The sequence below is a fragment of the Bacillus sp. PPSBB_2 genome (assembly GCF_045291115.1).
Classification (GTDB): domain Bacteria; phylum Bacillota; class Bacilli; order Bacillales; family Bacillaceae_G; genus Bacillus_A; species Bacillus_A cereus.
Map to the genome: position 1 here is coordinate 2,485,956 of NZ_CP147983.1, position 12,033 is coordinate 2,497,988.

The following is a 12,033-nucleotide window of genomic DNA, read 5'->3' on the forward strand; positions in this document are numbered from 1 at the left end:
TTTGTATGGATTTTACTATTGAATTACTTATACTACTATTTTTAGTAGCTGTATTAGCAGGATGGATAGATACGATTGCTGGAGGCGGTGGTATGATAACTATCCCGATAATGTTATTAGTAGGTATGTCTCCTTCTGTAGCGATAGCAACTAATAAACTGCAAGGGAGTAGCGGAACTCTCATGGCAACAGTGTTTTTTATTAAGAAGAAAGAAATTAATCTTAAAGAAATGCGTTTGTCCATCTTAATGACCTTTTTTGGATCAGTTTTCGGTGGATGGCTTGTTTTACAGATACGAGCAGAATATCTAATTATGATATTACCTTTTTTACTTGTTTTTATTGGCATTTATTTTCTATTATCTCCAAATATAGCAAACGAAGATCGGCCGAGAAAAATAAGTATGTTGTTGTTTGCGTTAACAGTGGCTCCGTTACTAGGATTTTATGATGGTTTCTTCGGCCCAGGAACAGGTAGTTTAATTGCTTTAGCATTCATTCTTTTATGTGGATATAGTGCTACACGGGCGACTGCAAATGCTAAGATTTTGAACTTTACAAGTAATTTCGCTGCTTTGTTGTATTTTATTATTTTTGGCCAAATCGATTGGACAATTGGATTGATTATGATGCTTGGTCAAATAATAGGATCATATATTGGGGCGAAGATGGTGCTTACAAAAGGGACGGCATTAATACGACCAATAGTGGTTATTGTTTGCTTTGTCATGGCAATTAAGATTTTTTTACAAAATATGAACTAAATGTAATCAATATATTATTTGTATCAAAGTTAGAGTGTTTTCATGTTCCTATTGCAGTATTACGCTGTTTAAGATGTGTTCAAAATTACACAATTTGACTAGTGTAATGTATTGCGTTATGCTTTTTTATAGTATAAAAGAAAGGCTTGAAGATAATGATTCGTCGTTTGAGAAAGCTAAAAAATGTAGCAGTCGTAGTAAGCTTCTAAGTAAATAGCAATATATAATACTTAGAAGCGAGGAATAAAGTTATGAAGTATCCATTATTTAATCATTGGTCAGAAACAAAGTATATAAAAGATATAGTAACAAATCCACTCATTGAAGTAGGAGAGTACTCCTATTATTCAGGCTATTATAGTCATCAAAATTTTGAAGATGGATGTATAAGGTATTTGTGGGGAGATGCTAAGTCCCAAGCACTGTTCAATCCAATTGAACAGATGGGATGGCACCTTGACAAACTCATTATTGGGAATTATGTTTGCATAGCAAGCGGGGTAGTCATTTTAATGGGTGGTAATCATAATCATCACTCAGAATGGATTACAGTATATCCATTCGCTGAGCAAATTAAACAATCATATGAACCTAAGGGAGATACAGTCATTAAAAGTGATGCTTGGATTGGAATGAATGCTATAATAATGCCTAGCGTTACTATTGGTGAAGGTGCAATTGTTGCTGCAGGATCAGTCGTAAGTAAAGATGTTCCGCCGTATACAATAGTTGGTGGAAATCCTGCTAAGGAAATAAAGAAACGATTCACTGATACAGAAATAAACATGTTAATGGAAATGCGTTGGTTTGATTGGGATAGGAAATTGATTGAGAAGGCAATTCCGCTGTTATCTAGTCCATCCATCGAACCATTATTTGCTTTTTATAAAAATGAAGTGAAAAATAAATAAATCAGTTAGAAAAACTACATCCAGTATAGGGTGTAGTTTTTTATTTTTTGTAAATGTGGAACAAATGTATTATTTAGATTGTCTATTAACTGTAATCCTAAAAAAATATGAAAGTGTGAATCATTTTGAAAAATATAAGGGGATTAAAAATAAGGATATGTGTGGGAATACAAAGTATTAGCGCACCTGAAAATGTCGGATGAGATGGTCTATATGAAAGCGATTCTAACGTTTTATATGTATATACAATTTGAGAACACTTTCTATTTTTTTGCGGGATTATGTTAGAATAACGCTTTTTTTGAGTACAAAGAAATTGGAGGTAACAGAAGTGAAAGGTATGTTTTGCAATAGAGTTATTGCAATAGTAACAGTGCTTACAATATTTTGTAGCATGGTCGTTACAATTGGAAAAGCAGCAGCGGAAACAGATCCTGCTATAGACGTTGAAGCAGGATCAGCAATTTTAATAGAAGCAAATTCCGGGAAAATTTTATATGAAAAAAATGCAGATGAATCATTGGCAATTGCTAGTATGACAAAAATGATGAGCGAATACTTAGTTCATGAAGCGGTGGATAAAGGAAAACTTAAATGGGATCAAAAAGTTAAAATCTCTGAATATGCACATAAGATTTCGCAAGATCGTTCACTATCAAATGTTCCATTAGAAAATGGTGGCTCTTATACGGTAAAAGAGTTATATGAGGCAATGGCAATTTACTCTGCAAATGGTGCAACAATTGCTTTAGTTGAACAGATTGCTGGTAAAGAGGTCAATTTTGTAAAAATGATGAACGATAAGTCAAAAGAGTTTGGTATGAAAGATTATAAGTTTGTAAACTCTACTGGCTTAACAAATCAAGATTTAAAAGGATATCATCTAGAAGGGACAACTCTAGAAGAGAAAAATAAAATGTCTGCAAGGGATTGTGCAATTTTAGCACAACGTCTTATTCAAGATTTCCCCCAAATATTAAATACAGCAAAAATTCCTAAAAAAACATTCCAAGAGGGTGGTAAATATCCAATTGATATGGCGAACTTTAACTGGATGTTAAAAGGCTTAATTAAGCAATATGAAGGTGTAGATGGTTTGAAAACAGGAACTACTCCAGAAGCGGGAGATTGTTTCACTGGTACAGTAGAAAGAAATGGTATGCGACTAATTTCTGTAGTGATAAAAGCAAAATCTCATACGGCACGTTTTGATGAAACAAAGAAATTATACGATTATGGATTTGCGAATTTTGAAGTGAAGAATGTCTACGGAAAAGATTCAGTAATAAAAGGACATGAAACAGTTCAAGTGGCAAATGCAAAAGAAAAAGATGTAGTAGTTCAAACGAAGCAAGCTGTTTCACTTCCAATGCCGAAGGGCAATAAAGACATTTATAAAAAAGAATTTAAAGTATCCAATATGGAACAAGGAGCGCCTATTAAAGAGGGGGGAACTATTAGTAAAATGATTATCTCTCCTAAAGATAATACAGATTCTGGTTTCTTATCAGGTAAATCATTACAAATAGACCTTGTAACAAAATCTGATGTCGAACAAGCAAATTGGCTTACACGTTTTATACGTAAAACAGGATCTTTTTTTAGTGGTATGTGGGATCGTTCGATTGATATAGTAAAAAGCTAATTTTATAGGATACAACTAAATATTAGTTTGAAACAAAAGATTTCAAAGTACTATAGATTCTTATGTGGATAGCTTGGAATGTCAGGGTGTAATTTTTTCTTCTTACTTTGTGCATTGCAATGACACTACTTTTTTCTATAGTTTCATATCATTTAATCGAAAAGAAATGTATCAACTGGGCGAAACAAAGAACAACAAATTTTTTGAAAAAAGTATAATTCCTAGATAGATTTTATTTCTTTAGTAAATATATGAATATGACCGATTCTGAATGTAAATATAGTAAAGTGGAATATAATTGAAATCGAAAACCACTTAGAAATAACAATTACGGTGTGAGCTATTGTATAGTATAGATATGGTTAATAATAAAGGGGGAATACATATGTGGAAGCGATTTGTAGCAATTGGCGATAGTTTTACAGAGGGGATAGGGGATGAAGTTGAGGGAATTGCATTAAAAAGCTGGGTAGATCATTTTGTTCAACTGTGTGAAAACGATATAGAATATGCCAATTTTGCAAAGCGTGGGTTAGTAACTGAAGAAATTCGCTTGCAGCAATTGGAAAAGGCGTTAACTTTTAATCCAGATTTGGTTAGTCTCATTGCAGGGGCAAACGATGTTTTAAAAGGACGTTGGAATCATGATGCATATAAGAACGATATGGAATTTATGATAGATACATTAAGTAAAGCAGGGGCTGATATTATTATAGCAAACCTTCCAGATTTTACAGTTAGGCTCCCTTTTGCTTCTGAAAAAAAACAAGTAATAAAAGAACAATTATTAGAGGCAAATGAAGTTATACATTCACTGAGCAGAGAGTATAAGCTTCATCATGTTGATTTTTGGAATCATCATTTAGTTAATGACAATACGCTTTGGTCTAAGGATTTAATTCATCCAAACTCAAAAGGATATGTAAAAGTTGCTGAATTAATTTTTAGTAGTTTGCCTGTACAGAAGACAAAATAATAGTTTGCAATGTAGCGAATATGATATTAATTGTATGAAGCTATATTTTTTAGTAAATGGAGAGAACTAAAAATTTAGCAAACAAAGCGTATCTACGATATATTTCTACAGTAGTGCACAAATGCAGAATCACAAAGAAAGATCACTTATGGAAATAGGTGGTCTTTAAATGTTTTTATAACTAAATTAGTATATACTGTATTACTAACAGTTTCGTACTACATAAAAATTAAGTTCTCTTATAGAAAAACTGATTTTATATTATCTTAAAATATAATAACATGTTCAAATCATATTTTGGGTATGTATCCTAATTGTGAATGATGTGTAATTTTTTGAAGTATAAATATCCAATAAATAAAATAGGTAGTAGGTGCAGAAGTATTAATACTATATTATTCAATTCTTGTTATGAGTACATTAGTGATTGGTAGTATTATATTTTCATTATCAACTTTAGTTATTGGAATTAATTTGCATAGAAAATATGTAGGATAAGAAAAAAATATACTTTATTGTATATTTTTTTTGTTTAGTAGGATTTACGGTCTCTTTAAACTATTATGTTAATAAAATTAAAAAACTTAATTCTTGATACCCTTATGGTTAAAGCTATCTATAAAATGAAAATATAAATAAATAATAGTTTGTTATGATTTATGGATTTGGTTTTTTTATCCGAATTTTCTGATTCAAATATTTCAACTTTATGAATATAGTAGGTTAAATATTTGTGTGATAGTATTTGAGATAGAAAAAAGCCAACTTTAAAAAGGATGTGAATTGAATGTGCAAACGACTGTAAAGGGTTATATTAAGGCAACGTTTAGCTGTTATTAGTGTAAGAACCTGTCTAGAATCTTTTCAATAAAATTGCCACACCTGCCAATAAGCAACTTTGTCTACTGTTTTCAAGTGTTCGTTCACAGTTTTTCCACAGTCTGCGGTAATTTTCCAACCAAGCAAAAGTTCGCTCTACGATCCAGCGTTTGGGTAACACAACAAACTTGTGAAGTTCCGAGCGTTTGATAATTTCAACTGAACAATGAATCGTTTCTTTTATCGATTGTGCAAATGATGGGCCCGTATATCCACCATCACAAAGTATATTTGTCACTTTGTCCAATGATTTTTTATGCTTTTCACACATTTGGATAGCACCTTCTCGATCTGTTATATTCGCAGTTGTTACTTCAATCGCATGAATGAGACCATTGGTGTCTACAGCGATATGTCGTTTGATTCCTGATACTTTCTTTCCCGCATCGTAGCCTTTTTCACTCGCTATCCATGTGTTTTTTACACTTTGTGCATCTACGATGCAGAAGCTTGTCTGTTTTTTTCGACCCTCTTGTTCACGATAGGTTTCGATCAATTTTTTTATGCACTTTTTCAAGAAGACTTATGCCATTCTCGTCTACTTTCCGCCAAATCTGGTAGTAGGAATAGACGGTTTTCCAGTTTGGAAAGTCCCTTGGCAGATTACGCCATTGACAACCTGTCGTAAGCAAATATAGTACACCGCAGAATACCTCGTACAAATCAACTGTGCGTGGGCGCGTCGTTTTCCGTGCATTTTCTAAATCTTCACGAATCAGTTCAAACTGTTTACGAGTAATATTACTGGTATAATCATGTATCATTAGGAAACATCCTTTTTTGTATAGATTATATCATAGATTTCAGACAGGTTCTAAGGTAAAGATATATTTTGTAACAGTTGATATAAAAATGAAGAAATAGGTACGTTTTTGTTTGTCTGACTATTTTAAATATACGAAAAACAAGACTGGTTTGAGTTTTGACGAAGTTAAATTCTAGGTGAGATGTCAATAATGATTAATTAGGTTTAATAAAGAGGTACCTTATACGCAAAAGCGTTTATATTAGTAACCTAAGGAGCTTGCTTTTATGAAAACTACTGATTCAAAAGGCCTATTAGGAAATAGGGTTTATTTACAAGTTTTCTCTGCCTATTCATTGCTTATGCTTGGTGTTTTTATTGATATGTTAGCGATTATGACTATAGTTGGGTTTGAATGGGAAGTAGATCCTACTATGATTGGATTGATTCCTGTTGCATATGCACTTCCTGGAATTATTTTTGGCTCATGGGCAGGCGTTATTGCAGATCGTTTTAGAAAAATTCCAATTATGATGTTCTGTAATCTAATGGTTGGTCTAATAACAATTGCTCTTTTATTTGTACAAGATATCCACTGGCTCTTAGTGGCATTAATGATTCGTTCCATTTTTATTGTTTTCTATTATCCTGCACAGCAAACACTAACAAGACAGATTGTATCCCCGGACTTGCTTACTAAAGCAGTAAGTATCAACGGAATAGTAGAGCAGGGTACCAAGATAGTAGGCCCACTTATAGGGGGCATGTTGTTGAGCTGGTTTCAACCAGAGTTCTGCCTCATTATAAGAGCTATAAGTTGTTTATTAGCTACCTTAGTTCTCATACCCACAATAAAATTTAAAGAAACTATATCGAAAGAATTTGTTGAACAGCAAAAACAAAGTACTTGGACCGCTTGGGTACAAGGGTGGGGTTATGTGTTATCTAATCGGATAATATTATCAACCATGATTTTCGTTACAATAGCCATGGCAGTATTACAATTAGTAGACTCACAATTCCCAACTTTATTTAAGAGCTTATTCCCACATGATAAAAGTAAAATGGGATATATCATTTCTATTATTGGTCTTGGCGGAATACTTGGTGCATTACTAACTCAGAAATTAAAACAGTTTCAGTATGGCTGGGTAGTATGTGGAGGTATGGTTTTAATGGGAATTGGTTTTGGGGGGATTGGTTTGATAACGCCCGGTACGGTCTTCGTTTTAGCCTATTTAATTAGTTTTATCGCTGGTATTGGAAGTGGGCTGATGCTTGTATCTAATCAAGTCATATTACAAATAGAATCCGATCAAGATCAAGTAGGAAGAGTATTTGGTATTCAAAGCAGTTTAACAAACGCAGTTTTAATTATTTCTCCTGCTATGAGTGGCCCATTAGTACATTTGTTTGGAGTAACTCAACTCTATGTTTATGGAGGGATTGGGCTTGTTATTATTGGAGTAATTGGAGTTTCACTGCAGAAATATTTATGGGGTAAATATAAACACGAACCTATAAGAGCAAATAATTTTTGAAGGGAAGATTTTTATGACCAATGAGGAATGTTATCCATTAAGCCATCCGCAGCGAAGAATATGGTATACAGAAGTTATTCATTCTGATAAAGGAATATGTAATTTAAGATTTTTATTTAAACTTCATCGGAAAATGAATTATTCAAAATTAAACCAAGTTGTGAATCGCGTTATCAGTGAAAATGACGGTCTGTGCATTAGGTTAAAAGAAAATGGGCATCAGGAACCGAAACAATATTTTATTAAACATGAAGAACAAGAATTTGAGTTTTTTGATTTCAGTAATGTGGAGAATACAAATTTGCTTGAGGAATGGATTGAGCAGAAAACAAAAGAAATGTTTACATTATTTAATTCGAATTTATACTATTTCGCTTTAATAAAATTAAACGATAATGAATGTGCAGTCTTTGGAAATGTTCATCATATTATTATGGATGGTTTATCAATTCAAATATTTACTGAGCAGATTGCAAAATATTATTATGACATGCATAACGAGAATGAGGAAGGCGAAATTAAAAATTCATATGTTCAATTTCTGACTAATGAACAAACATACTTGAATAGTAGTCGCTTTCAAAAAGATCAAAAATTTTGGTTAGAGGAATTTAAAACACTGCCATCTGTGACTGGATTGAAGCCTTATAATACGTACCAAGTTAGTACCAAAGCATCACGCGAGACGTTTATATTAACGGAGCATTTGAAGAGAAAGATAGAGAGGTTTTCTGAAGATTACAAAATTAGTTTATACACCCTTTTTGTTGCTGCTTTCTCGTTGTCCATGTATCGGTGGACCTCATCGCTTGATATTGGTTTAGGAATGGCTTACGGCAACCGTATGACTAAAATGGAACGAAAATTGATTGGAATGATGGTGAGTACAGTTCCTTTAAGAATGGATATTGATCCAGAAGAAGAAGTACTTTCATTTATTAGTAGGGTGTCCAGAAAACAAAGTAAATCATTAAGACACCAGAAATATCCATTTGATTTGTTATTAAAGCAGATTAATAAAGAGAATAACAGTAATGTGAGACTTTTCGGAACTACGATTGATTATAGGGATCGTGATGAAAGTGGTGACTCACTATGGATTCCAAACCGTGAAGAGGTACAAGATTTTGCAGTGCATATTGAAAATCTAATTGATATAGACTCTATACATGTACATATTGATTATCGTGAGGAGCTATTTTCTAAGGAAGAGATAGAACGATTCTTTAACGTTATGTTAGTGATACTGGAAAATACTTTTGAAAACCCAAAGCAGAAGGTGGCTGAAATAGAAATCATTTCTGAGGAAGATAAAAGAATAAGTTTAGTTGAGTTCAACAATCCTAAACTGGATGTCCCACCTCAAGTAACTATTCATGAAATGTTCGAACGGCAAGCGATGATTTATCCAAATACTATTGCAGTTACGTATGAAAAAGAAAAAATTACTTATAAGGAGCTTAATGAACGTGCAAACCAGTTAGCTCATTATTTGCAGAAAAAGGGAGTAGGACCTGATACTTTAGTTGGAATATGCTTTGAACGTTCCCTCGAAATGATTGTAGGTATTTTAGGGGTTTTGAAGGCTGGTGGGGCTTATGTTCCACTGGATCCAACATATCCAGAGCAGCGACTTCAATATATTTTAGAAGATGCTAGCATTCAGTTATTCGTAACGCAAGAAAGTTTAAAAGAATTGAAATGGTTACCAGAAAATGTTGAGTCGATTTGCCTGGATTGTGATCAAGATGAAATTGGGAAAGAAAGTAAGACTTTGCCGGTTTCTAATGTTGGTCCAAAAAATCTGGCATATGTAATCTATACTTCGGGTTCAACGGGAAATCCAAAGGGCGTTATGATAGAGCATCACAATGTCATTCGGTTATTTAAATCAACGGATTGTTGGTATCAGTTTAATGAAAAAGATACTTGGACGCTTTTTCATTCGTATGCATTTGATTTCTCAGTATGGGAAATTTTGGGAGCATTATTATATGGTGGAAAATTAGTTGTTGTTCCGTACTGGATTAGTCGATCACCTAAGGATTTTTATCAATTATTGGTGGAGGAAGAAGTCACAGTTCTAAATCAGACACCTTCCGCATTTAGACAATTAATACGAGTGTGTGAACAGGAAGATAAGAATAAAAATTTGCAGCTGCGTTACGTAATATTTGGCGGAGAAGCGTTAGAACCTATTAGCTTGTTACCGTGGTTTAAAAGGTATGGGGAGAAAAAACCACAGTTAATTAATATGTATGGAATTACAGAAACTACAGTTCATGTTACATATTATCCAATTACTTTAGATGATGTGCAGCATGCTTCAAGAAGTAATATTGGAAAGCGGATTCCCGATTTAGAAGTGTATATACTAGATGCTTATCAACAACCTGTTCCTATAGGTGTTGATGGTGAACTTTATATTGGTGGAGCAGGATTGGCACGTGGGTATTTAAATAGACCTGAATTAACAGCAGAGCGTTTTATATCTCATCCATTTAGTAGTGATCTGAAAGCAAGATTATACCGGACAGGAGACTTAGCGAGGTATTTGCCAGATGGGAATCTAGATTATCGTGGAAGAATTGATCATCAGGTTAAAATACGTGGTTTCCGAATTGAGATTGGGGAAATTGAGTCTACTTTAAATACATATGCATATGTAAAAGAGGCAGTTGTAATTGTAAGAGAAGATCAGCCGGGCGATAAACGATTAGTAGCATATGTTGTAGGAGATGGAAATGTAGATGCGTGGAGAGAGTATCTTAAAGCGAAACTACCAAGTTATATGGTTCCTTCGGGATTTGTGGCGATGGAAGCTATTCCACTTACAGCTAACGGTAAAGTTGATCGTGAGGCCTTACCTATGTCGGAGGAAAAGCAGATTAATAGTGAATGTGTTGGCCCTCGGAATAGTAACGAACAGATACTAACTACCATTTGGAAGAGAGTATTAGGTGTTAAAAAGGTGGGAATCTATGATAATTTCTTTGAAATTGGTGGCGACTCAATTCTCAGTATTCAAATTATATCTCAAGCAAGTCAAGTGGGGTTAAAACTTACTCCAAAGCAAATGTTTGAATGCCCAACTATCGCTGAGCTGGCACAAGTGGCTATAGAAACGCAGGGAGTACAAGCGGAGCAGGGAATTGTGATAGGTGATGTGCCTCTTACTCCAATTCAGTGCTGGTTCTTCGAGCAAGAACATCCACATACAGAGCATTGGAATCAATCAATGCTTTTAAGAGTAAAAGAAAGATTGGATGTGAAATTACTAGAGGGAGCGATATTAAATTTACTGAAACATCATGATGCTTTACGTTTCCGGTACGAACAGTTACCAAACGGAACGTGGAGGCAGAGAAATGAAGGGACTGATGAGCTGTCAGTACTCCATGTTGTAAAACGGAATCAAGTTAATGAAAAAGAGTGGAATAAAATAATACAAGAAGAGATGAATATTCATCAAGCTAGTTTCAATTTAATTACTGGTCCGTTAATGAAAGTAGTGTACTTTGAAGATAACTTGACTGAAAATGATCGAATATTCTGGGTGATACATCATTTAGTAGTAGATGGAGTGTCATGGAGGATTCTATTGGAAGATTTACAGGTGGTATATAACCAGATGAAACAAGGTCAAGAAATTCGCTTACCTGCGAAAAGTACATCTTTTAAAGAATGGTCTGAACGACTTCAGACATACAGTGATTCGGGTATTTCAAAAGAAGTAAAGGATTATTGGAATGAACAAGTAGAAAAAGAAACGATGAAAATTCCCATGGACTATCCAATACAAGAAACGACAGAAGAATCGATTGATCAAGTGACGAGGACTTTAGGAATAGAAGAAACACAAGCATTGTTACACAAAGTTCTAGTCACTCATAAGACAAGGATTGATGAGGTACTATTAACGGCATTAGGACAAGCTATCGTCGATTGTACAAATCAGCAAACCGTTTCTATTCATCTAGAAGGACACGGAAGAGAAGAGATGATTGAAGGTATTGATTTATCAAGGACAGTGGGCTGGTTCACGAGTATTTATCCCGTTCATCTCAATTTTCAAGGAACTCAGACACCTATTGAAGGGTTAAAGGCAGTCAAAGAACAATTGCGTCGAATCCCAAATCGCGGAGTAGACTATGGTATTTTACGTTACTTGAATAAAGGATTACTTCCGTTTTATCAGCAAAAGCCTTCAATAAGCTTTAACTATTTGGGCCAATTTGATCAGGTGTTTTCAAGGGACTCTTTGTTTATGCAAGAGACAGGATTTACATTTTTAGATCATGCTCCAGATTCCAAACCATCTCATCTAATTGATGTTATCGGAATGTTGAAGGATGAAAAGTTACATTTTATTTGGCTGTATAGTAGGGAACAGTTTTCTAAATTAAAAATTCAAGTGATAGCAGATGGTATGTTGAGGCATCTTCGTCAACTTATAAATAAACCAACAACAGAGTCTGCTTTTACGGTATCAGATTTTGCTGATGCAGAGGATCTTACGGAAGAAAGCTTGAGCAAAGTATTACTTAAATTAACAAAGAAGAGGGTGTAAAA

7 protein-coding genes and 1 pseudogene are annotated in these 12,033 nt (G+C 34.0%); 7 read left to right on the top strand and 1 reads right to left on the bottom strand.

The window, feature by feature from the left end:
* Positions 1-5: 5 nt before the first annotated feature.
* The 5 genes and pseudogenes from V6946_RS12535 (at position 6) to V6946_RS12555 (ending at position 4,296) form a co-directional block, all read left to right on the top strand.
* A complete protein-coding gene (locus tag V6946_RS12535) occupies positions 6-764 on the top strand; it encodes a TSUP family transporter (protein WP_000347986.1) in 759 nt (252 codons plus the stop codon).
* Positions 765-1,015: 251 nt separating this feature from the next.
* On the top strand, positions 1,016-1,675 hold the full coding sequence (locus tag V6946_RS12540; protein ID WP_033692636.1) for a CatB-related O-acetyltransferase: 660 nt from the start codon (positions 1,016-1,018) through the stop codon (positions 1,673-1,675).
* Positions 1,676-2,006: 331 nt separating this feature from the next.
* Positions 2,007-3,320 carry a D-alanyl-D-alanine carboxypeptidase family protein gene (locus V6946_RS12545; protein WP_006924035.1) on the top strand — a complete coding sequence of 438 codons (1,314 nt, stop codon included), beginning with the start codon at positions 2,007-2,009 and terminating at the stop codon, positions 3,318-3,320.
* A 92-nt stretch (positions 3,321-3,412) separates the two neighbouring features.
* Positions 3,413-3,538 (top strand): annotated as a pseudogene (locus tag V6946_RS12550) (acyltransferase); the annotation flags it as partial.
* A 167-nt stretch (positions 3,539-3,705) separates the two neighbouring features.
* Positions 3,706-4,296 carry an SGNH/GDSL hydrolase family protein gene (locus V6946_RS12555; protein WP_000265875.1) on the top strand — a complete coding sequence of 197 codons (591 nt, stop codon included), beginning with the start codon at positions 3,706-3,708 and terminating at the stop codon, positions 4,294-4,296.
* 853 nt (positions 4,297-5,149) lie between these two features.
* Here the strand turns inward: V6946_RS12555 and V6946_RS12560 are convergent.
* Positions 5,150-5,939, bottom strand: a protein-coding gene (locus V6946_RS12560) for an IS5 family transposase (protein WP_372584424.1) whose coding sequence is annotated in 2 segments (ribosomal slippage) — positions 5,150-5,680 and positions 5,682-5,939 — 789 coding nt in all. Because the reading frame shifts where the segments join, the coding sequence is not laid out codon by codon here.
* A gap of 268 nt (positions 5,940-6,207) precedes the next feature.
* Between V6946_RS12560 and V6946_RS12565 the strand changes: the two genes are divergently transcribed.
* Positions 6,208-7,461 (top strand): MFS transporter, encoded by a 1,254-nt coding sequence (locus V6946_RS12565; RefSeq protein WP_006918049.1) that lies wholly within the window; start codon positions 6,208-6,210, stop codon positions 7,459-7,461.
* Positions 7,462-7,474: 13 nt separating this feature from the next.
* Positions 7,475-12,031: an amino acid adenylation domain-containing protein gene (locus V6946_RS12570; RefSeq protein WP_406622323.1), complete on the top strand. Its 4,557-nt coding sequence runs from the start codon at positions 7,475-7,477 to the stop codon at positions 12,029-12,031.
* Positions 12,032-12,033 lie beyond the last annotated feature (2 nt).

What these genes read in the sequence shown, in the direction of transcription:
- V6946_RS12535 (WP_000347986.1), top strand. Translation starts at nt 6, where the DNA reads ATGGATTTTACTATTGAATTACTTATACTACTATTTTTAGTAGCTGTA.
- V6946_RS12540 (WP_033692636.1), top strand. Translation starts at nt 1,016, where the DNA reads ATGAAGTATCCATTATTTAATCATTGGTCAGAAACAAAGTATATAAAA.
- V6946_RS12555 (WP_000265875.1), top strand. Translation starts at nt 3,706, where the DNA reads ATGTGGAAGCGATTTGTAGCAATTGGCGATAGTTTTACAGAGGGGATA.
- V6946_RS12565 (WP_006918049.1), top strand. Translation starts at nt 6,208, where the DNA reads ATGAAAACTACTGATTCAAAAGGCCTATTAGGAAATAGGGTTTATTTA.
- V6946_RS12570 (WP_406622323.1), top strand. Translation starts at nt 7,475, where the DNA reads ATGACCAATGAGGAATGTTATCCATTAAGCCATCCGCAGCGAAGAATA.